This window comes from Aminobacter sp. SR38, assembly GCF_014843375.1.
GTDB lineage: Bacteria > Pseudomonadota > Alphaproteobacteria > Rhizobiales > Rhizobiaceae > Aminobacter > Aminobacter ciceronei.
This window is the reverse complement of sequence record NZ_CP062112.1, coordinates 1,218,637-1,240,486: the sequence shown is the minus strand read 5'-3', so window position 1 is coordinate 1,240,486 and position 21,850 is coordinate 1,218,637. Positions and strand designations below refer to the sequence as shown.

The window sequence follows — 21,850 nt, the reverse complement described above, 5'->3', positions numbered from 1 at the left end:
GCGAGACGGGCTTTTCCCATGGCAGACGCATGAGGCGCAAGGGCCAGGCGTGGTTGCCATGCTATCCCTTGTCGGCAACCTTCCTGCGGCGGCCGATCTTTCCAGCTTCAGCCTGGGCGGCTCCGGCCTTGGCGGCAGGTTGAGCCCTGGCTGCAGGCTGGGCGGCAGGTTTGTCCTCGGCGGCGAGCTTCGCCTGCCGGTGCCCCATCTCGTGCATGGCCAGCGCCTTTTCGCATTTGCCGATATAGTCGCGGGTCAGCGGCAGCGTGTCGTTGCGGTGGCTGAGCTGGATCTGGAACACCATCAGGTCCTGCCAGCGGAAGGCAGCCTCGGACGCCGCGAGATAGAACTCCCACATCCGGCAGAAGCGCTCGTCATAGATCGCCTTGGCCTTGTCTCGGTTGGCCTGGAAACGCAGGCTCCAGTGCCGCAGCGTCTCGGCATAATGCAGCCTGAGAATCTCGACGTCGGTGACCATCAGGCCGGCCTTTTCGATTGCCGGCAGCACTTCCGACAGCGCCGGAATGTAGCCGCCGGGGAAGATGTGCTTGCGGATGAAGGCGCTTGTCGAGGCCGGCGGGCCGGCGCGGCCGATCGAATGCAGCACCATGACGCCGTCGGGTTTCAGCCGCTTGGCGACATTGTCGAAGAAGGTGCGGTAGTGGTTGACGCCGACATGCTCGAACATGCCGACCGAGACGATGCGGTCGAAACGCTCGACGAGGTCGCGGTAGTCCCTGATTTCGAAATGGACCCGGTTCTCCAGCCCCTCGGCCTGGGCGCGCTCGGTGGCAACCGCATGCTGCTCGGTCGACAAGGTCACGCCGAGCACCTGCGCCTCGAAGGTGCGGGCGAGGTAGAGCCCGAGCCCGCCCCAGCCGGAACCGATGTCGAGCACGGACTGGCCCGGCCTCAGCCGCATCTTGGCTGCGATATGCGCCTTCTTGGCGATCTGGGCTTCTTCCAGCGTCATGTCGGGATCGGCGAAATAGGCGCAGGAATATTGCATGTCGGTGTCGAGGAAGAGCCGGTAGAGATCGCCCGACAGGTCGTAGTGGCGCTGGACGTTGCGCTTGGCGCGGGCTGTGGTGTTGACCTGCTGGAAGCGGCGGAAGGCGAGCCGGAGATTGTCCAGCGCCTTGGTCCAGGCGGTGTCGATGCTGCCATTGCCGAGGTTCTGGAACACCACCCGCATCAGCCCGAGAACGTCGCCGCCGACGATGTCGACATCGCCGTCCATATAGGCCTCGGGCAAAGCCAGCATCGGGTCGAGCGTGATGGCGTTTTCGGCACGCCGCGTCTTGATCAGGAGGTGGACAGGGTCGCCCGTATCATCGCCGAAACGGTGCGATCGTCCGTTGGGGCCGGTGACTTTCAGATTGCCGGTACGCACAAGCTTCCCGACGATGCGTTGCAACAGCATATTCATGGCGTGCTCGCGAAAAGGTCAGTCGTGTAGTCCTTTCCTCAAAATAGGAGCGACGCTGCCAAGTTCCACGCCTGGCACAAAAAAAGCCCGGATGTCGCCATCCGGGCTTGGTCCAGAAAACCGGCCGGAATACCGGCCGGTAAACTTGGATCGGGACAGAAGGCTCAGATCAGCCTTCGTCGCCTTCGTCCTCGTTCGGATCAAAGAAGCTGTCCGGACGGGCGTTTTCGTTGATGTCGTCGCCATAGATGGCTTCGGCGGTGGTCAGCGTCTCGCCCTTCGACTGACGCTCGGCTTCGTCGGCCGTGCGTGCGATGTTCAGCGTGATGGTGACTTCGACTTCGGCGTGCAGCGCGATGGCGACATTGGTCAGGCCGATGGTCTTGATCGGCTGGTTGAGCTCGACCTGGTTGCGGGCAACCGTGAAGCCTTCGGCGATCAGCAGATCGGCGATGTCGCGGGTCGAGACCGAACCGTAGAGCTGGCCGGTTTCACCAGCCGAACGCACGATGATGAACGACTTGCCGTCGAGCTTGTCGGCGACCTGCTGGGCTTCCGACTTGCGCTCGAGGTTGCGGGCTTCGAGCTGGGCGCGCTGGCCTTCGAACTTCTTCTTGTTGGCTTCGTTGGCACGGAGCGCCTTGCCCTTGGGCAGCAGGAAGTTACGGGCAAAGCCGTCCTTGACCTTGACGGTGTCGCCCATCTGGCCGAGGCGGGAAATGCGTTCGAGGAGAATGACGTCCATTGTCCTTGTCCTTTCGTTGGCTGCAAAGGCAGCGGAAAAATTCAACGGGCAAGGAAGCAATGAGGGCGTTGCCGCCGGTTTCGCTGTCCTGCCTGTCGCGGCAGTTAGGATTTCCCTTAGAAATCCAACCCGGGATTTGAAGGTTCACCCGACCGCGCCCGTCGCGGCAGGGAATGGTCCGGCCCGGGGCGAATGCCGCCGGGCCGGAACCGATATCACTTCACCACGTAGGGCAGCAGGCCGAGGAAGCGGGCGCGCTTGATCGCCTGGGCGAGTTCACGCTGCTTCTTCTGGCTGACGGCGGTGATGCGCGAAGGAACGATCTTGCCGCGCTCGGAAATGTAGCGCTGCAGCAGACGCACGTCCTTGTAGTCGATCTTCGGAGCGTTGGCGCCGGAGAACGGGCAGGTCTTGCGACGACGGTGGAAAGGACGACGGGTCGGGATCTGGTTGATGTCGACCATTATTCTGCACCCCCTTCAACACCTTCGCGCGGACGGCGCGGGCCACGATCACCACCGCCATCGCGGTCGCCGAAGCTGCGCGGACCACGGTCGCCGCGATCGCCGAAGCTGCGCTGCGGACGGTCGCCGAAGCCACCGCGTTCGCCACGCTCGGAGCGCTCTTCGCGCTTCTGCATCATGGCGGAGACGCCTTCTTCATGCGCCTCGACCTTGACGGTCATGAAGCGCAGGACGTCTTCGGACAGGCCCTGCTGACGCTCGACTTCCTTGACGGCAGCCGACGGCGCGGTGATGTCCATCAGCGTGTAATACGCCTTGCGGTTCTTGTTGATGCGGTAGGTGAGGGACTTCAGTCCCCAGTTCTCGACCCGGCCAACCGATCCGCCAGCTGCAGTGATGATGCCCTTGTAGTGTTCGACAAGTGCATCGACCTGCTGCTGCGAGAGGTCCTGGCGGGCAAGAAACACATGTTCATAAAGAGCCATAGTTTTTGCCTTTCTTCGTTTCCATCTTCCGGTCCCGGCGGCTAGAGCCTCTGCGACTTCCCTGATCCTTCGAGGGCCATTGGCCACCTCGGGAGAAGAAAGGTGCACGACGAGACGGTCGAGAGCGGAGACACGGGAGGCGGAAGCGTTTTCGCTTCACACGGCGGCTTTCAAGAAAGCCTCCGGCCCTCCGTTCAGCCCCCAGCTGGGACCGGCAGATGGCGGGCGTCTATATGCTAAGGCGATACAAGGCAAGGGGGGAGGCCGAGATTTCCTGAGAAATCGGGCTTTTGCGCCCGATTTCGACGTTCAGCCGAAGGCTTCCGGGATGAGAAATCGGGCTTTTTGCGCCCGATTTCGATGCTCAGCCGAAGGCTTCCGGGATGAGAAACCGGCCTTTTCAAGCCGGTTTTGGCTCAGCTGAATGCCTCGTCCCGGACGAACAGCGGCGAGCGCGTGCGGTTGGCGACGACCTTGTCGACGGTCTCGGGGAAGAAGCCCTTGGCGCCGCGGCGCTTGCCGAACATCATGTCATATTGCAGCCAGCGGAAATCGCGGATCGCCGGGTCGAGTTCCTTCTGGCGCGACCAGTCGAACACCGATTGGCCCTGTCGCGGCATCAGCATGTTGCGGTCGACGACGCGGTAGCGGTCATGCAGGTCGCCGAGGAAGCCGGTGTAGTAGGGGTGGCTGATGCCGGCGGTCTCGAGCACGTGCAGCGGCAGGAAGGCCGGGCTGATCGAGCCGATGTCGCGTGCAGCACCGGTGCGGTTCGACCACACCACCAAGGGCGTCTCGTGCTGCACCAGCATCTCGTCGAGCGGCGCCTTGCGCTTGGCGACCGGCTCTTTCATGAAACCGGTCTCGACATAGACGGGGCCGAGCGGCGGCAGGTGGTCGCCGAAGAAGGCAATGACCGTCGGGCGTTCACGCTTGCTGGCCCAGTCCATCAGCCGCTTCAGGCCGCGGTCGGCATCGGAGGCACCTTCGGCATAGGTCAGGATCGAATCGCGCGTCCACTGCGAGGTCGGCGCATCGACCTTGTGGGTGGTGTCGCTGTAGCGGTTCGGTTCATAGGGGCCGTGGCTCTGCAGCGAGACGGCAAAGAAGAAGAAGGGGTGGTCGGTGGCGTCGGCCTGGCGGATGATTTCTTCGGTCAGCGCGGCGTCGGAGACCAGAGGCCCGCGCTTTTCCAGTGGCGGCAGGTTCTCTTCCGACAGGAATGTATCGAAGCCGAAGTCCTTGTAGACAAACGAGCGGTTCCAGAACCAGCTGCCGAAGGGATGGATGGCCTTGGTGTCGTAGCCTTCGCTCTTGAAGAAGGTGGCAAGCGAAGGCACCGGCGCGCGGACATATTGCTGGTAGGGGATCGAGCCGGCCGGCAGGAAGGCGTTGGAGAAGCCGGTCAGCGCCTCGAACTCGACATTGGCGGTCATGCCGCCGAACTCGGGCGAGAAGACGTGGCCGGACTGCGCGGCGCGCACGTTCTGGATCGGATCCGGCGTGATCGAAACACCGGGCAGCCGCGTCGGATCCCAGAAGGATTCGCTCATCACGATGATGACGTCGGGCTTTTCCTCGGGCAGCACGGCGGCTGCCTGCGACGGTGCCGCGATGGCGTCGATGGCCTTGTCGGAATAGCCCTGCGGCGCCTTGACCTTGGCCATCGGCACGTTGAGCGCAAAGGCGATGGCAAAGCCGTTGGAGGCGTAGTTTTCCTTCTGGTCCCACATCATCGGGATGATCTGCAGGCGGTCGCGCGTCCACGAGAAGGTGGCGTAGTCCATGATCGAGACGAAGAAGGCCAGCGCCGGAATGGCGATCGCCAGGCGCGACATGCGCGCCCAGAACGACAGCGCCGGCATGCGGCGGCGCCAGTAACGCCAGGCAAGCACCAGCAGCGAGATGCCGCCGATGAGGCCGACCGCAATGCCGATGCCGGCGAGCGGCCGCTCGCGCACCAAAAGCGGCATCAGTTCGACGATCTGCCTGATATAGAGGAAATCGGTCGGGTAGAGCGGATCGCCGAGATAGAGCGACTTCTGGTGGCCGACGAAGGCCAGCGCCAGCGCCACGGGTGCGACGACCAGAAGGCCGTTATAGGGCCGGCCGAGCAGCGCGTCGAAACCGATGATCAGCAGTGCAAACAGCGCGACCGTGGTCCAGCTCGGCTTGAACGGCTGCTGGAAGAAATTGAGCGTGTCGACGAAGGAACCGCGGGCGACGAATTCGATGGCGAAGACCAGCACCGCCGAGACGGCGAGCGTGATCATCACCGAGCGCAGCACGCCGAGCGCATAGGCACGCCGGCTGAGTGCTTCAGCCTCGTTTTCCTCGTCGCGGGCGACCGTTTTGCCTGTCGCGAACAGCTTTGCCAACTCAACTTCCTCGAACGCTGGACAGCGGCGTCACGCAACCGTCACGAAACTGTCATCGAAAACCTAGCGCATATGGCAAAATTGAGAAGGATGGGGCAAACAAAACGTTTTTCGCATTAATTCTCTGTGATTATTTGCCCCGGAGGGGTGCCAAAGCCCTCAAGGCTTGACTTGACGGTATCCATTGCGCCAGAGGCACAACGATATGGCGCGCCGCCGGTTCCAACGACGTCCGGCGCAGCACCTCGTGATATGTCTGCCCGCCGAAGCCCGAAAAACCGATTCCGGTTCGGGTCGATGCGGCAAGTAGCCAGGAGACCAACATGGCCGTTGCATTCACTTTTCCGGGGCAGGGCAGCCAGGCCGTCGGCATGGGCAAGGAACTGGCCGATGCCTTTCCGGAAGCGCGCCGCGTCTTCGAGGAAGTCGACGACGCGCTCGGTGAAAAGCTGTCGAAGCTGATCTGGGAGGGACCAGAGGAGACGTTGACCTTGACCGCCAACGCCCAGCCGGCGCTGATGGCGGTGTCGATGGCGGCGTTCCGGGCGCTGGAAGTCCGCGGCCTGTCGCTCAGGGACAAGGTGTCCTACGTCGCCGGCCACTCGCTCGGGGAATATTCGGCCCTTGCCGCCGCCGGTTTCGTCTCGGTCGCCGACGCAGCCCGCCTGCTGCGCATCCGCGGCAACGCCATGCAGGCAGCGGTGCCGGCAGGGCAGGGCGCGATGGCTGCGATCATCGGCCTCGAGCAGGGCGACGTCGACGCTGCCTGTGCCGAGGCAGCACAGGGCTCGGTCTGCCAGATCGCCAATGACAATGGCGGCAGCCAGCTGGTCATTTCGGGCGAGAAGGCAGCGGTCGAACGTGCCGCGGCCCTTTGCACCGCCAAGGGCGCCAAGCGCGCGCTGATGCTGCAGGTCTCCGCCCCCTTCCATTCGGCGCTGATGGCACCCGCTGCCGAGAAGATGCGCGAAGCGCTGGCCGGGGTGAAGAAGAACGTGCCGGTCGTGCCGGTCGTTGCCAATGTCACTGTCCAGCCGATCACCGATCCGGAAGAGATCGCCGCCCGCCTCGTCGAGCAGGTCACCGGTCGTGTCCGCTGGGCCGAGACCGTCGAGTGGTTCGGCAACAACGGCGTCACCACGCTTTATGAAGTGGGCGCCGGCAAGGTGCTGTCGGGCCTCGCCCGCCGCATCAACAAGGAGATCGCGACGTCAGCCGTCAACAATCCGGCCGATGTCGAGGCGGCGATTGCCGCGCTCGTCTGAACGATTCAAACGACCCCACCCGTGTGAAGGGTGCGCTCTTCAAGGAAGGTAGCAACATGCTCGATCTGACCGGCCGCAAGGCACTCGTCACCGGTGCATCCGGCGGCATCGGCGAAGAAATCGCCCGCATCCTGCACAGCCAGGGCGCCATTGTCGGCCTGCACGGCACCCGCATCGAAAAGCTCGAGGCGCTCGCCGGCGAACTCGGTGACCGGGTCAAGCTGTTCCCGGCCAATCTCGCCGACCGCGACGAGGTCAAGGCGCTGGGCCAGAAGGCCGAGGCCGAGCTCGAAGGCGTCGACATCCTGGTCAACAATGCCGGCATCACCAAGGACGGCCTGTTCGTGCGCATGTCGGACGCCGACTGGGACCAGGTCATCGAGATCAACCTGACGGCGATGTTCCGCCTGACGCGCGAGCTTACGCATCCGATGATGCGCCGCCGCCATGGCCGCATCATCAACATCACCTCGGTCGTCGGCGTCACCGGCAATCCCGGCCAGACCAATTACTGCGCCTCCAAGGCCGGCATGATCGGCTTCTCCAAGTCGCTGGCCCAGGAGATCGCCACCCGCAACATCACCGTCAACTGCGTCGCGCCCGGCTTCATCGAATCGGCGATGACCGAGAAGCTCAACGACAAGCAGAAAGAGGCGATCATGGCGGCGATCCCGGCCAAGCGCATGGGGACCGGCAAGGAAGTTGCCTCGGCGGTCGCCTATCTCGCTTCCGACGAGGCGGCCTATGTCACCGGCCAGACGATCCACGTCAATGGCGGCATGGCGATGATCTGATTGGGATCTGATTGGGCAATTGGCCGGGATAACCGGGCCTTTTGCCTTGGACGCGGTGAATTTTTCGTGTATTGCCGCGCTCCATCAGGTGGCCAGGACGAAACCCGACCGCCGCCCGAGCGCTTGGGAAAGCGTAGATTACAGCTTGATTAGCGGCAATCCGCCCGCTAACGAAGACCTAACAACACCAGACTGAGGATGCCCACATGAGTGACACCGCAGAGCGCGTCAAGAAGATCGTCATTGAACATCTTGGCGTCGACGCCGACAAGGTGACGGAAGCTGCGAGCTTCATCGACGATCTGGGCGCGGACAGCCTCGACACGGTCGAGCTCGTCATGGCTTTCGAAGAAGAATTCGGCGTCGAGATCCCCGACGACGCGGCCGAGACCATCCTCACCGTTGGCGACGCCGTGAAGTACATCGACAAGGCTTCGGCCTGAGCGATCGCGAATTGTCAGGGATGCCTGCGATGAGGCGTGTGGTCGTCACAGGCCTTGGCCTGCTTTCACCGTTCGGCATGGGCTACGAGCACGGCTGGAAAGAGCTTCTTTCCGGCCGCAGCGCAGCCCGTCGGATCACGGAGTTCGAGGTCGACGACCTCGCCTGCAAGATCGCCAATGTCATCCCTCGCGGCGACGGCTCCAACAACAGCTTCAATCCCGAAGCGGTCCTTGAACCCAAGGAACTGCGCAAGATCGGCGACTTCATCCTGTACGGGATCGCGGCCGCCGACGAGGCATTGAAGGATTCGGGTTGGACGCCAAAGACGCCGGACGAACAGAATTCGACCGGCGTCATGATCGGCTCGGGCATCGGCGGCATTGACGGCATCGCCGAAAATGCCCTGATCCTCAAGGAGCGCGGCCCGCGCCGCATCAGCCCCTTCTTCATTCCGGGCCAGATCATCAATCTGGTCTCCGGCCAGGTGTCGATCCGGCACGGGCTCAAGGGCCCGAACCATGCCGTGGTCACCGCCTGCTCGACCGGCGCGCACGCCATTGGCGATGCCGCCCGCCTGATCATGTTCGGCGATGCCGACGTGATGGTGGCCGGTGGCGCCGAAGCGCCGGTGACACGCCTGTCGCTGGCCGGCTTTGCCGCCTGCAAGGCGCTCTCCACCGATCGCAACGACGATCCCGAAAAGGCTTCGCGCCCCTATGACCGCGACCGTGACGGCTTCGTCATGGGTGAGGGGGCCGGTGTCGTCGTGCTCGAAGAGCTCGAACATGCCAAGGCGCGCGGCGCGAAGATCTACGCCGAAGTGGTCGGCTACGGCCTGACCGGCGATGCCCATCACATCACGGCACCCGCCGAGGATGGCGACGGCGCCTTCCGCTGCATGAGTGCCGCCCTCAAGCGCGCCAATCTGACGCCGGCCGACATCGACTACATCAACGCCCATGGCACCTCGACCATGGCCGATACGATCGAACTCGGCGCCGTCGAGCGTCTCGTCGGCAACGCCGCCTCCAAGGTGTCGATGTCGTCGACCAAATCGTCGATCGGCCACCTCTTGGGTGCTGCCGGTGCGGCCGAAGCGATCTTCTCGATCCTTGCCATCCGCGACAACATCGTGCCGGCGACGATCAATCTCGACAATCCCGAGCGCGAGACGGCCATCGATCTGGTGCCGAACACGCCGCGCAAGCGGCAGGTCGACGTCGCTCTGTCGAACTCCTTCGGCTTCGGCGGCACCAACGCCTCGCTGGTGTTCCAGCGCTTCAACGGCTGATAGGTTGTGGGAAGGGGCCCCTCGCGGGCCCTTTGCCGTGATTTTTGCCACATTCAAGCCTAGTCTCCCGGCGGGGATTCGACGCAAAGGCGAGGCAAGATGAGCATCAATACGCCAGGGCAGGGAGAGGGCGCACCACGCGCCGCACCGGCCAATCCGGTTTCGGCCAATCCGATCGTTCCAAAGACCGCGCAGGAAGCGCTGCGGCCGGAAGCCGGCACGCCGCCGCCGTCCAAGCGGTCGCGTGCCTCGCGCAACCAGGTCGTCGTGTTCCTCAATTTCATGATGTCGACGGCGGTGCTGGTGATCCTCGCCAGCGGTGCCGCCCTCTATTTCGGCAAGCAGGAATTTGGCGGCGCGGGCCCCTCGACGGTGCCGGCGACCTTCCTGGTCAAGCCCGCCACCGGCGTGGCCGACATCGCCGACCAGCTCGAGCGGCGCGGCCTGATCAGCGACGCCCGCATCTTCCGCATGGGCGTGCGCGCCTATGGCAATGACGGCTCGCTCAAGGCAGGTGAATACGAGATCCAGGCCGGCGCGTCGATGCACGACATCATGGAGCTCCTGAAGAGCGGCAAGTCGGTGCAATATTCGCTGACCATTCCGGAAGGACTGACCGTCGAGCAGGCGTGGAAACGCATTGCCGAGCAGGAAGCGCTGAGCGGCGACATGCCGACCGAGATGCCCGCCGAAGGCACGCTTGCCGCCGACACCCAGCGCTTCACCCGCGGCCTGACCAGGCAGCAGATCGTCAACAAGATGCTGGCCGACCAGAAGGAACTGGTCGAGACCATCTGGGCCCGGCGCTCGCCTGACCTGCCGCTCGCCGACATCAACGAGTTCGTGACGCTGGCCTCGATCGTCGAGAAGGAAACGGCGCGCGGCGACGAGCGCTCGCGCGTGGCGGCGGTGTTCATCAACCGCCTCAACAAGGGCATGCGGCTGCAGTCCGACCCGACGATCATCTACGGCATCTTCGGCGGCAAGGGGAAACCGGCCGACCGGCCGATCTATCGCTCCGACATAGACAAGCCGACGCCCTACAACACCTACACCATCAAGGGCCTGCCGCCGACGCCGATCGCCAATCCGGGCAAGGCCTCGCTGGAGGCGGTGGCCAATCCCTCCAAGACCAAGGATCTCTATTTCGTCGCCGACGGTTCGGGCGGCCACGTCTTTGCCGAGACGCTGGACGAGCACAACGAAAACGTCGCCCGCTGGCGCGCCTTCCAGCGCAAGGTCGTCGAGGACGAGAAGGCGGCTGACGAGGCCGATCCGGCCAAGAAGGACGCCGCCACCACCAACGCCGTCAAGAAGTAGGAACAGGCCTGCATTGCCCCGCCTGGGGCGCGCGCAGGGCACGCTGCAGGAAGACAGGACGCGCTGCCCGGATGAACCTCTTGAGATGAACCTGCCCAGATGACCCTACCCAAATGACCCTACAAAGCATGACAGGCTTCGCCCGCGTGGCCGCCGAGCACCAGGGAACGGCGATCGCCTGGGAGGTGAAGTCGGTCAACGGCAAGAGCGTCGACGTGCGCCTGCGCCTGCCCCAGGGCTTCGAGCGGCTCGAACCGGCGGTCAGGCAGGCGATCCAGAAGCGCTTTTCACGCGGCAATGTGCAGGCGACTTTGACGGTCAGCCGCACGGCCGGCGCTATGGTGCAGCCGGTCATCAACGAAAATTTCCTGCGCGACGTGGCCGAGCTTGCCACCCGCCTGGTCGAGCAATATGGCGCGGCGCCCGCCAGCGCCGACGGGCTGCTTGCCCTGCGCGGCGTGTTCGACATGCCCGAGGCCGTCGAGACGGAAGAGCAGCGGGCGGCGATCGACGCGGTGATCATGGATGGCCTGGAAAAGGGCCTCGCCGGTCTCGTCGAGGCGCGCAAGGCCGAGGGCGAGGCGCTGCGCGCGCTTTTGTCGGATCACATCGCAACCATCGAGACGCTGACGGTGCAGGCCGAAGCGGATCCATCGCGCGAGCCGGCGCAGATCCGCCAGCGCCTGGCCGAACAGGTGCGGCTGCTGCTCGAGGCGTCCCCCGCGCTCGACGAGACGCGGCTCAACATGGAAGCGGCGTTCCTCGCCACCAAGGCCGACATCCGCGAGGAGATCGACCGGCTGAAGACCCATGTCGCCTCCGCACGCATCCTGCTTGCCGGCGGCGGCGCCATCGGCCGCAAGCTCGATTTTCTGGCGCAGGAATTCAACCGCGAATCGAATACGCTGTGTTCGAAGTCGAATGCCGCCGCAGTGACCGCCATCGGGCTGGAACTGAAGGCCGTGGTCGATCAGTTCCGCGAGCAAGTTCAGAATCTGGAGTAGCGCATGAGCGCCGAGGCCCCATCCATCGTCATCAAGCGGCGCGGCTTGATGCTGGTCCTGTCGTCGCCGTCGGGCGCCGGCAAGTCGACAATCTCGCGCAACCTTATCGAGACCGATCCGGAGCTGAAGCTGTCGGTCAGCGTCACCACCCGGCCGCGCCGCGGCAGCGAGATCGACGGCGCCCACTATCATTTCACCTCGAAGCGCGAGTTCGAGCTGTTGCGCGACAATGACGCGCTGCTCGAATGGGCCGAGGTGCACGGCAATTTCTACGCCACCCCGCGCGAGCCGGTCGAGCTTGCCATGTCGCAAGGCCGCGACATGCTGTTCGACATCGACTGGCAGGGCGCCAAGCAGCTCAAGGAAAAGATGCGCGGCGACATCGTCTCGATCTTCATCCTGCCGCCGTCGATGGGCGAGCTGAAGGCCCGCCTCAAGCGCCGCGCCGAGGACCAGGACGCGGTGATCGAGACGCGGCTGAAGAACGCCCGCGACGAGATCGAGCACTGGGGCGAATACGACTATGTCGTGATCAACGAAGACCTCAACCGCGCCTTCGCCGAAGTCCGCGCCATCGTCGCCGCGGAACGCCTGCGCCGCGACCGCCGGCCCGGCCTGTTCGACTTCGTGTCGAAACTGCTCGACGAGAAGCTCTGAGGTTTTCTTACCCCTCCTTCTTGTGGCGCCTACCCTCCTTCTTATAGCGAGGGTCGACGCGCAGCGTCGGGGTCGGGGTATTCAGCCACGCCCACGCGTCGGCCTCGCCGACACCCTCCTCACAATCGGGAGGTAGTTTGCGGGAAGGATAATCCGCGGGGAGGGTGGTCTCAGACCGCCTTTGCCAGTGCCACGAATTCCTCGACGCTGAGCGTTTCGGCGCGGCGGGTCGGGTCGATGCCGACAGCTTGCAGCAGCTTTTCGCCGCCCATGCTTTTCAGGCTCTGGCGCAGCATCTTGCGGCGCTGGCCGAAGGCGGCCTCGGTGACCCGGCCCAGCACCTTCACATCGGCCGCCAGCGGCTCCCGGCGCGGCTCCAGATGGATCACCGACGAGGTCACCTTGGGCGGCGGCGTAAAGGCCTGCGGCGGCACGTCGAAGGCGATGCGGGCATCAGTGCGCCAGCCCGCCAGCACGCCGAGCCGGCCAAAGGCGGAACTGGTTGGCTTTGCCACGATGCGCTCGGCGACCTCGCGCTGGAACATCAGCGTCAGCGACTGGTAGAAGGGCGGCCAGGTCTCGACGGTCAGCCAGCGCACCAGAAGCTCGGTGCCGATATTGTAGGGCAGGTTGGCGACGATCTTGACCGGCTCACCAGCGGCGAGGCCGGCGAAATCGGTCTTCAGCGCATCACCCGACACCACCTCGAGCCGGCCGGGATAGTGGTCGGACACCTCGGCAAGGGCAGCCAGGCAGCGCTCGTCGCGCTCGATGGCGATGACCTTCTTCGCGCCATGCATCAACAGCGCGCGTGTCAGGCCGCCGGGGCCGGGACCGACCTCGATGACGGTGACGCCGGTCAGGTCGCCGGCGGCGCGTGCCACCTTGCCGGTGAGGTTGAGGTCGAGCAGGAAATTCTGGCCGAGCGCCTTCTTGGCCTGCAGGCCATGGCGTTCGATGACGTCGCGGAGCGGCGGCAGGCCGTCGATGCTGGTGCTCATGATGCCTTTGCCTCGCCGTCGGCGAGCAGCCGCGCCAGCTTGAGCGCCGCGATCAGGCTGTCGGGCCGGGCGATGCCCTTGCCTGAAATGTCGAAGGCGGTGCCGTGGTCGGGCGAGGTCCTGACGAAGGGCAGGCCGAGCGTGACGTTGACGGTCTCGTCGAAGGCCAGCGCCTTGGCCGGGATCAGCGCCTGGTCGTGATACATGCAGATCGCAGCATCATAGCCGGCACGCGCCCGGGCGTGGAACATCGTATCTGCGGGCAGGGGACCGAAGGCGTCGATGCCTTCCGCCTTGAGCGCGGCGATCGCCGGGCGGATGATGCGCTCGTCCTCGTGGCCCATCGCCCCACCTTCGCCGGCATGCGGGTTGAGGCCGGAGACGGCGATGCGCGGCCTTGATATGCCGAAGCGGGCACTGAGGTCGCGTGCGGTGATGCGCACGGTCTCGACGATGGCCTCGGTGGTCAGCGCCTTTGGCACCTCCGCCAGCGCGATGTGGATGGTCACAGGCACCGCGCGCAGTTCCGGCCCGGCGAGCATCATCACAGGGGTGGTGTCGACGCCGGTCCGCTCGGTCGCGAGATGGGCGAGATATTCGGTGTGGCCGGGAAAGCGGAAGCCGGCGTCATAAAGCGGCTTCTTGGCGATCGGGCAGGTGACGACGGCAGCGGCCCGGCCTTCGAAAGTGTCGGCCACCGCACGGTCGATGGCCTCGATGATGCCGGCGGCATTGGCGGTGTCGGGCCGGCCCGGCGTGTCGATGAATGGCGCTGTGAGCGGCACCACGGGCAGGGCTTCCGCGAAGGCTTGCGCAGCACCTGCGGGGGCGGTCTCGACGATGGCGACGTCGACGCCAAGGGCGCGCGCCCGCGCCGCAATCAGCTTCGGACAGCCAAGCAGATAGAAGGGCGGCACGCCGGCCGCCACACGCTGCCGCCAGGCAGCGACAGCGATTTCGGGGCCAATGCCCGAGGGATCGCCCGACGTCAGCGCCAGTGGCAGGCTGCTGGAAGCCACGGCCTAGCGGGTGACGATGCGGGCCTTGGCCCGCAGCTCTTCAAGGTACTTCTTGTTGAGCTCTTCGGCCTTGGCGTCGCCGCCCTTGCCGGTAGCGCCTTCGGCCTGGAAGACCATCTGGGCGACCTTGTCGTCGGAGACTTCGCGCGAGCTGCAGACGCCGATGAACTCGACGCCGCGGTCGGTCTCACGCACCGGCGTGGCACCGCCGGCCTTGAGCTTCTTGATCTGATCGGCCCATTCGGGTGGCAGCTGCGGGGCGATGACGCGGCCGAGGTCGCGCACGGTGACGTCGAGCAGGCCCTTGGCGAATTCGCGTGTCTGGTCGCAACTGTTGAAACGGGCGCGCATCTGATCAGCTTCGCGCTTGCGCTTGCCGATCGAGCCGCGCTCGGAGGCAGGAACGACGAAGATCACCTGCTGCAGCATGTATTCGGTGGCGCTCGGCTTGGCGCCGCCCTGCTGCAGCATGCGGCGCACCGCGTCCTGCTCGGTCGACATGCCGCCGCCGTCAGCCGAGCGGAAGCGGGCGCCGAGAGCCTGGTTCCAGCCCATCTGGGCGCGGATATAGTCCTTGAAGTGGCTCGATGTCACGCCGGCCTGACCGAGGATCTGGTCCATCTGTGCCGGCTTGAGCTTGTTGGAGCCGGCGAAGCGGGCATAGGCTTCGTTGACCTGCTTGTCGGAGATGCGGATGTTGAGCCGCTTCATCTCGGCGATGCGCAGCGTCTGCTCGATCATCTCCTGGCCGGCATCGCCCTTGCGCTTCTGCAGCTTGAGGAAAGCCGCCCGGCGCTGGATGTCGTAGCTGGTGATCGGCACATCGTTGACGATGTACTTGATCTCGCTGGCCTGAGCCGGAGGTGCGTAGGCGGTGATCGAAAGCGATGTCGCCGCCACGAGCAGGGCAAGGCCTGCCGAAAAGAGGTGCTTCCGCATAGAAAAAGTCCCGTTCAAACCCCTGATCCGGACTTTGCCCGGATCATCTGCCCCGTCATTGCCGTCTTATGCGGCAAAACGATGTCGGGCCGCCCCGACAAATCAGTGCCGCCGTTCCGCCGCTGGCCTAGAAGGCGCTCGTCGCGTTGCCGAAGTCGCCGATCGTGCGGAACGAGATGTTGAAGCCGACGGTGCGCGAGACCTCGTCCGGCTTGTTGTGATCGCGGCTCTCGGAATAGGACATCAGATAGGTGAAGCACTCGTCGTCATAAGCGAAGCCGACGCCGTTCTTGACCAGCAGGTCGCCCTGGATGTCGTAGGTGCCGGAGCCGAAGACGCGCCACTGGTCGTTGAAGCGGGCGGTGGCACCCAGCGTCACTTCGTGGCGGTCGTTGGCAAAGCCGTAGAGCGGCTGCGCCTGGATGAAGGCATAACGCGCCGACACGGCGAGCGGACGGGCGTCGAGGCCGACCTTCATCTCGGCACGGCGGACATCGAACGTACGCTCGTCGAAGCGGCCGCTGACCGAAGCCGAGAAGCCGTTCGGGCTGGCGATGCCGGCGAGCGCGACATAGTCCGACGTGTCGGTCTCGAGGCCGGAATAGGCGCCGGCATTGACCAGGTCGGGTGCGGCAAACGAGTTGTCGCCGGCAAGGTGGTAGGACTGGCCGACAAGCGCGTTGGTGGTCCAGCCATTGTTGAAGCTGCCGGAATAACGCAGGCCGAGATTGGCGCGGGTGCCGCCTTCCATGCGGTCGTAGCCGGAGAACTTGTCGCGCTCGAACAGCGACGCCGCGTCGAAGACGAAGCTCTGCGCATCCTCGTTGGGGATGCCGAGGCCGCCAATGGCGCTTTCGCTCGGGCGGGCAAAGATCTGCGCCATCGGCTCGAGCACATGGGTCGAGCTGGTCGACGAGAACAGCACCGGCCAGCGCAGTTCGAGGCCAAGCGTCGCCATGTAGCGGAACAGCGACGAGCGCACGTCCTCGGCGACGTTGATGCGGGGGTCGGCGGCCATGGTGTTGATGGCGGCGAGCGAAGCGGCCGACGCGTCGACATAGCTGCCGTCTGCGCGGAAGGCGAGCAGCGGCGTCACCAGCAGGCCGCCATCGGTGACGATGGTCCGCTTCCACTGGGCTTCGGCGGTGATGCGGCTCGACGTGCCTTCGATGCCGTGGACCGTCGGACCGTTCGGCGCCGTAATGTTCGCATCGAGATCCGAGCGCTGGATGACGCGCGAATTGACGTTGAACGACAGTTCGCCGCCGGCCAGCGGCGCATCGGGAATATAGGCATAGTCGAGCGACGGCAGCACCCAGGGCTGCTTGTCGGCACGCGCATTCGGGTCGCTGTCGAGCGCTTCTTCCTGGACCTGGAAGCGCATGGCGCGCAGGTCGAAATAGTTCCGGTCGTTGAGGCCGGTCAGATAGACTTCCGAGCGGTGCGTGCTCTCGGAGAAGCCGTTGATGCTGTAGGTGCGCGAGAAATTCTTGTCCGTCTGGGCAAGGATGTTCCAGCCGAAGGCCCAGCGCGGATTGAGGTCGAAATGACCCTTGGTGCCGACCATGCCGCGCAGCTTGTTTTCGTCGCCGGTCGGGCCGCGATCGACCGTGTTGAGGTCGAACTTGTCCGGATTCATCTGGTAGATGCCGGCCATCTTCAGGCTGTATTCGCCATTGTTGAAGCGCTGGCGCCACTCGGCTTCGCCGAGGAAGCCCTGCTTGGTGTAGCCGGTGCCCTTGACGGTGAGGTCGTAGGTCGGCGAAAGCGCGAAATAATAGGGAACGGACACGCCGATGCCGAGCTTGCTGTTGAAGCTGACACCGGGCATCAGGAAGCCGCTCTTGCGCTTGACCGTCGGGTCGGCGATCTCGAAGGCCGGCAGGAAGGCGATCGGGAAGCCGAAGAACTCGAAATTCGAGTTTTCGAAGCGCACCGTCTTCTTCTTGCCGTTCCAGATGATCTTCTGTGCCTTGACGCGCCAGATCGGCGCCTTGTCGGGCTTTGCCTCGCAAGGTTCGCAGGCGGTGTAGACGCCGTTGTTGAAGGTCGTCAGGAAGCCGCCTTCGCGCTTGGCGCTTTCGGCGGCGAAATAGGTCTTGTCGACGGTCTCGATGCGCAGCGTGTTGACGAAGCCGTCGGCAAAGTCGTCGGTGATGTCGATCTCCTGCGAGAAGATCTTGGTGCCGTCGGAATTGACGACCTCGACATTGCCGCTGGCGATCAGCCGCGACGTCTTGCGGTCATAGGTGACGCGCTGGGCGACCAGGCGGTTGCCGGCATAGTCGATCTGCACGCCGCCCACCGCAGTGACGGTGCTGGCGTCGTTGTCATAAACCAGCGTGTCCGCCTCGAGCAGCATCTGCGCGCCTTCCGGCACGCTGGGTGCGAGGTCGGCGACAGTCTGCGCGAAAGCAGGTGCGGACGGCAGCGCGACCGCAAACAGGCACGCGAGCGCGGTTGCGCCCAGAAGGCCTGCCATATGGGCCCTGCGGTTGGCCATTGCGCCCCTCAACTAACCGTCCTCTTTATAAAGCAGGAACGTCACCCCGAAAAACATTGCGACCACTACTGGAAACCACGCCGCAATATAAGTCGGCACGAATCCCGCATTGCCAAATGCTTTGACCAGAACCGAAACGACATAAAGCAGAAAGCCGGCGACGACGCCACCCAGAATCATCGTTGCCGACTGCCCCATACGTGCAAATCGCATCGACACTGTTGCAGCAATGAGCGTCATTGCAACCAAAAGGAAGGGCAGGGCGACAAGTGAATGAAATTGCATGGCGAATGCGTTGGCCCTGAGGCCGAAGGAACGCGCCACTTCGATCTTCGACGGCAGCTCGAAGAAGGGAATCGTTTCGGGCCGCGCCAGCCGTTCCTGCACGAATTCGGGCTTCAGGTTGGTGGGCACCTGATCGACCGGCTGGGAGGTGAAATTCTTGCCGCCCTTCATGCTGCGGACATTGACCAGTTCCCAGTGGCCGTCACGCAGATAGGCGCGCTCGGCGTCCTTGCGTTCGACCATGTCACCCTTGTCGTCGAAGATGAAGAACACCGCGTCCGACAGCTCGAGACCCTGGTTGAGCACGGCGCGGGCGCCGATGATGACTTCGGTGCCCTCGGCCTTCTGGCGCAGCCACGGCGCCGAGAACGCCGAGACCGAATTGGACTGGCGCGAGCGCAGCTCGGATTCGATGGTTTCGGAATGCGAGAAGCCGTAAGCGGCGATCGGGTTGAGGATGCCGACGGTGACCAGGCCGAACAGCAGCGCGCCGATGCAGCAGGGCAACAGGAACTGCCAGGCCGAGATGCCGGCGGCGCGCGCGATCACCAGCTCATAACGCCGGTTGAGCGAAACCAGCGTCGCCATGGCGCTGAACAGTGCCACGAACGGCACGGTCTGTTGCATGATCATCGGCACGCGCAGGGCCGAAACGGTCATCGCGATCGAGAACTTGAAGCCGGGCAGGCCGCCGACATTGCTCGAGAATTCGGTGACGTCGATGATGAAGATCAGCGCGTAGATGCCGATGAAGAACCACGTCGTGATGACGGCGTAGCGGATGAGGAAATAGCGGCCAAGCGTCCAGCCCATCATGCCGCTCCCTGGCCCGAAGCGCGGCCGGTGAGGCGCTGGCGGAAGGCGGTGAAGCCGTCGCGCAGCCGTGCGGCTGCCGCTGCCATGCGGTCGGCGACCGAAACCGGCAGCTCCATGCTGCGGTGGTTTCGGATGAACCACAGCGCAAACAGCGAGGCGCCGATGGGAATGGCATAGACGACATAGCCGATCCAGGCGAAGGCTTCGGCCTTGCTGTTGGCGAAGAAGCCGAGCCAGCGGAAGAACAGGGCGATCGCCACCGTGGTGACAAGCGGATGGATTCGGGCCTCGCGGTGCGAGCGCGCGTCGCCGGCGACGGCAAGCGCGATGAAGGCGAAGGCGATCGAATAGAGCCAGTCGGAGAAGCGGCGGTTGAGCTCGGCGTCGAACAGGCGCGGGTTGCGCTGGTAGAATTTGTCGCCGTGCTGGGGCTGCATCAGATAGGACGTCGAGCGGTCCTTCGGCTGCATGGTGACTTCGTTGGCGGCAGCGGAAAACTCACTGAGATCAAAGGCATAGGAGTCGAAGCTGATGACCGAGACTTCGCCGCCCGGCGCCTTGCGGTGGATGACGCCCTCATTCATCACCAGCATCTGCTTCTTGTTGCGTTCGATGAACGAGCCGTCCTTGGCATAATAGACGAGGTCGACATTGGGCTCGCGCGAATCGGCGACGAAGATGCCGCCCAGCCCGCCATTGGGCAGGCGCTCGCCGACCTGCACGAACAGGCCATCGTCGACCTTGCGGAAGGTGCCTTCCTGGATGATCAGCGACAGAAGGTCGGCGCGCGACGTCGCGATCAGCTCGCGGTTGCGCTGGCGCGCCATCGGGTTGGCGACGTTGTCGACGATGAAGGAAAACATCGCCGCGCAGACCGCGAGGATGATGATCGGCCGGATGACGGTGAGCCGCGAGGCGCCGGCGGCATTGAGGATCACCAGCTCGGAATCGCTGTTCATCGTGCTCAGCGTCAGCGCCACGGCGATGATGACGGCAAACGGCACGACGATGGGAATGACCGTCGGCAGGATCAGGGCCGCGACCTCGAAGAAGGTCAGCGCCGACTGGCCGCTGTCGGTGACGAGGTCGATGCGACCGAGCACCTGGGTGGTCCAGACGATCGCCAATGTCCACGTCAACGCCGCGATGAACACCGCGAACGCACGACGCAGAATGTAGCGCTCAACAACCTTCATCGATGATCAGGATTCCGTGTTTCCGACTTGGCCGGCCGACTGACGTCGCGTGGCCGGTGGGTGTCCAAACTATAGTCCAAGGCATGCCGGCACAACTGCCGTCAGCACCGCCAACACTTTCTCCCGCCATTCGGACTCTCCTAGCCAATGGCTAAGAAACGCCGAACGGAAGTGGTTAACACGAGGTTTCCGAACAATTTTCAGCTTTAATCATATCGGGCCAACATGACGGGAGGCTTGCCAAACCGGCGAAAACGACGAAATGTCGCGCACCATCTGAACGGGATCCGAAAGCGGGATATCATGACTTCTAAGCCGTCGATCAGTTTTGCCAAGCCGGGCACGCCCAAGAAGGGCACCGTCATCGTCTTTTCCGCCGACGAAGGCGGGCTGAGCGATGCGGCGCGTGCCAACGATCCGGCCAAGGCGCTCGATCGTGCGTTCCCGGTCGCCGACTTCAACGGCAAATTCGGTGGCGTGGTCGAGGTGCTGGCGCCCGAAGGCACCGCCGTCGACCGGCTCGTGGCGATCGGTACGGGCAAGGCGGCGTCGCTCGACGATCATGCCTGGCTGAAGCTCGGCGGCGTGGTCGCAGCGCAGCTGCGCAAGGCAACCGAAGTGGCCGTGATCCTCGACATTCAAGGCGTCACGACAGATGGCGCGGCCGCGGCCGGCATCGCCTCCGGCATCCAGCTCCGCAGCTACAGCTTCGACAAATACAAGACCAAGAAGGACAATGGTGACGGCAAGGCCGAGGACAGGAAGCCGGCCAAGATCACCATCCATTGCGCCGATCCGGCTGCCGCCAAGAAAGCCTTTGCCGACGCCGAGGCCGTCGTCGGCGGCGTGCTGCTGGCCCGCGACCTCGTCAACGAGCCGGCCAACATCCTCGGTCCCGTCGAGTTCGCGGCTGAAGCCAAGGAGCTCGAAAAGCTCGGCGTCAAGGTCGAGATCCTGACCGAGAAGGAAATGAAGAAGCTCGGCATGGGCTCGCTGCTCGGCGTTGCCCAGGGTTCGGTGCGTCCGCCGCGTCTGGCGGTCATGCAGTGGAGCGGCGGCAAGGCCAAGGACAAGCCTGTCGCCTTCGTCGGCAAGGGCGTGACGTTCGATTCGGGCGGCGTGTCGATCAAGCCGGCGGCCGGCATGGAGGACATGAAGGGCGACATGGGCGGCGCCGCAGCCGTCACCGGCCTGATGCATGCGCTCGCCGCCCGCAAGGCCAAGGTCAATGTCGTCGGCATCATCGGCATCGTCGAGAACATGGTCGACGGCAACGCCCAGCGTCCGGGCGACATCGTCACCTCGATGTCGGGCCAGACCATCGAGGTGCTCAACACCGACGCCGAAGGCCGCCTCGTGCTGGCCGATGCGCTGTGGTACTGCAACCAGCGCTTCGAGCCGAAATTCATGGTCAATCTGGCGACGCTGACCGGGGCGATCATGGTGGCGCTCGGCCAGAGCCATGCCGGCCTGTTCTCCAACAATGACGAGCTCGCAGAGCGCCTGACCGCCGCGGGCACGGCGACGCAGGAGAAATTGTGGCGCATGCCGCTCGGCTCGGAATACGACAAGCTGATCGATTCCAAGAATGCCGACATGAAGAACATCGGCGGCCGTTATGGCGGCTCGATCACCGCCGCGCAGTTCCTGCAGCGCTTCGTCAAGGACACGCCCTGGGCGCATCTCGACATCGCCGGCACCGCCATGGGCGCGCCGAGCAGCGAGATCAACCAGTCCTGGGGTTCGGGTTACGGCGTGCGGCTGCTCGATCGCCTCGTCCGCGATCACTACGAGGGCTAAGGCCCAAGTCCAGGC

General features: G+C 64.4%; 19 protein-coding genes. 8 read left to right on the top strand and 11 right to left on the bottom strand.

Annotation, left to right across the window (positions count from 1 at the left end):
* Positions 1-61: 61 nt before the first annotated feature.
* The 5 genes from IG197_RS06115 to IG197_RS06095 all read right to left on the bottom strand — a co-directional run bounded on the left by IG197_RS06115 (position 62) and on the right by IG197_RS06095 (position 5,396).
* Complete coding sequence (locus IG197_RS06115; protein WP_192317684.1) at positions 62-1,429, bottom strand: cyclopropane-fatty-acyl-phospholipid synthase family protein; 1,368 nt, start codon at positions 1,427-1,429, stop codon at positions 62-64.
* Between the two features lie 169 nt (positions 1,430-1,598).
* Positions 1,599-2,174: a 50S ribosomal protein L9 gene (gene rplI / locus IG197_RS06110; RefSeq protein ID WP_192317682.1), complete on the bottom strand. Its 576-nt coding sequence runs from the start codon at positions 2,172-2,174 to the stop codon at positions 1,599-1,601.
* Between the two features lie 215 nt (positions 2,175-2,389).
* Positions 2,390-2,638 (bottom strand): 30S ribosomal protein S18, encoded by a 249-nt coding sequence (gene rpsR, locus IG197_RS06105; protein WP_018427106.1) that lies wholly within the window; start codon positions 2,636-2,638, stop codon positions 2,390-2,392.
* The gene (gene rpsF, locus IG197_RS06100) at positions 2,638-3,123 is read right to left on the bottom strand and encodes a 30S ribosomal protein S6 (RefSeq protein ID WP_067964080.1); all 486 of its coding nucleotides are present in this window, start codon (positions 3,121-3,123) and stop codon (positions 2,638-2,640) included. Before rpsF ends, rpsR begins: the two co-directional genes overlap by 1 nt.
* A gap of 416 nt (positions 3,124-3,539) precedes the next feature.
* Positions 3,540-5,396, bottom strand: a complete 1,857-nt coding sequence (locus IG197_RS06095) for an LTA synthase family protein (RefSeq protein ID WP_154385196.1) — start codon at positions 5,394-5,396, stop codon at positions 3,540-3,542.
* A 428-nt stretch (positions 5,397-5,824) separates the two neighbouring features.
* Between IG197_RS06095 and fabD the strand changes: the two genes are divergently transcribed.
* The 7 genes from fabD to gmk all read left to right on the top strand — a co-directional run bounded on the left by fabD (position 5,825) and on the right by gmk (position 12,276).
* Positions 5,825-6,766 carry an ACP S-malonyltransferase gene (gene fabD / locus IG197_RS06090; RefSeq protein WP_192317680.1) on the top strand — a complete coding sequence of 314 codons (942 nt, stop codon included), beginning with the start codon at positions 5,825-5,827 and terminating at the stop codon, positions 6,764-6,766.
* A gap of 56 nt (positions 6,767-6,822) precedes the next feature.
* Complete coding sequence (gene fabG, locus IG197_RS06085; protein ID WP_192317678.1) at positions 6,823-7,560, top strand: 3-oxoacyl-[acyl-carrier-protein] reductase; 738 nt, start codon at positions 6,823-6,825, stop codon at positions 7,558-7,560.
* 206 nt (positions 7,561-7,766) lie between these two features.
* Entirely contained in the window at positions 7,767-8,003 is a 237-nt protein-coding gene (locus IG197_RS06080) for an acyl carrier protein (RefSeq protein ID WP_055978681.1), read from the top strand.
* 29 nt (positions 8,004-8,032) lie between these two features.
* Positions 8,033-9,295, top strand: a complete 1,263-nt coding sequence (gene fabF, locus IG197_RS06075) for a beta-ketoacyl-ACP synthase II (RefSeq protein ID WP_192317676.1) — start codon at positions 8,033-8,035, stop codon at positions 9,293-9,295.
* A gap of 99 nt (positions 9,296-9,394) precedes the next feature.
* Complete coding sequence (gene mltG, locus IG197_RS06070) at positions 9,395-10,615, top strand: endolytic transglycosylase MltG (RefSeq protein ID WP_067964073.1); 1,221 nt, start codon at positions 9,395-9,397, stop codon at positions 10,613-10,615.
* Between the two features lie 113 nt (positions 10,616-10,728).
* Complete coding sequence (locus IG197_RS06065) at positions 10,729-11,619, top strand: YicC/YloC family endoribonuclease (protein WP_067964071.1); 891 nt, start codon at positions 10,729-10,731, stop codon at positions 11,617-11,619.
* A gap of 3 nt (positions 11,620-11,622) precedes the next feature.
* Positions 11,623-12,276, top strand: coding sequence for a guanylate kinase (gmk, locus tag IG197_RS06060; RefSeq protein WP_115732845.1), 654 nt, complete (start codon positions 11,623-11,625; stop codon positions 12,274-12,276).
* A 170-nt stretch (positions 12,277-12,446) separates the two neighbouring features.
* Here the strand turns inward: gmk and rsmA are convergent, their stop codons facing one another.
* The 6 genes from rsmA to lptF all read right to left on the bottom strand — a co-directional run bounded on the left by rsmA (position 12,447) and on the right by lptF (position 20,035).
* Positions 12,447-13,277: a 16S rRNA (adenine(1518)-N(6)/adenine(1519)-N(6))-dimethyltransferase RsmA gene (rsmA, locus tag IG197_RS06055; protein ID WP_154385084.1), complete on the bottom strand. Its 831-nt coding sequence runs from the start codon at positions 13,275-13,277 to the stop codon at positions 12,447-12,449.
* Positions 13,274-14,296, bottom strand: coding sequence for a 4-hydroxythreonine-4-phosphate dehydrogenase PdxA (pdxA, locus tag IG197_RS06050; RefSeq protein ID WP_192317674.1), 1,023 nt, complete (start codon positions 14,294-14,296; stop codon positions 13,274-13,276). The genes rsmA and pdxA overlap by 4 nt, the downstream gene beginning before the upstream one ends.
* A 3-nt stretch (positions 14,297-14,299) precedes the next feature.
* A complete protein-coding gene (locus tag IG197_RS06045) occupies positions 14,300-15,235 on the bottom strand; it encodes a peptidylprolyl isomerase (RefSeq protein ID WP_192317672.1) in 936 nt (311 codons plus the stop codon).
* Positions 15,236-15,362: 127 nt separating this feature from the next.
* Positions 15,363-17,738: an LPS-assembly protein LptD gene (locus tag IG197_RS06040; RefSeq protein ID WP_192317671.1), complete on the bottom strand. Its 2,376-nt coding sequence runs from the start codon at positions 17,736-17,738 to the stop codon at positions 15,363-15,365.
* A 12-nt stretch (positions 17,739-17,750) separates the two neighbouring features.
* Entirely contained in the window at positions 17,751-18,839 is a 1,089-nt protein-coding gene (gene lptG / locus IG197_RS06035) for an LPS export ABC transporter permease LptG (RefSeq protein ID WP_067964059.1), read from the bottom strand.
* Positions 18,836-20,035 (bottom strand): LPS export ABC transporter permease LptF, encoded by a 1,200-nt coding sequence (gene lptF / locus IG197_RS06030; RefSeq protein ID WP_067964057.1) that lies wholly within the window; start codon positions 20,033-20,035, stop codon positions 18,836-18,838. Before lptF ends, lptG begins: the two co-directional genes overlap by 4 nt.
* A 303-nt stretch (positions 20,036-20,338) precedes the next feature.
* On the opposite strand from lptF, the gene IG197_RS06025 reads away from it, so the two are divergent.
* Entirely contained in the window at positions 20,339-21,835 is a 1,497-nt protein-coding gene (locus tag IG197_RS06025; RefSeq protein WP_192317669.1) for a leucyl aminopeptidase, read from the top strand.
* Positions 21,836-21,850 lie beyond the last annotated feature (15 nt).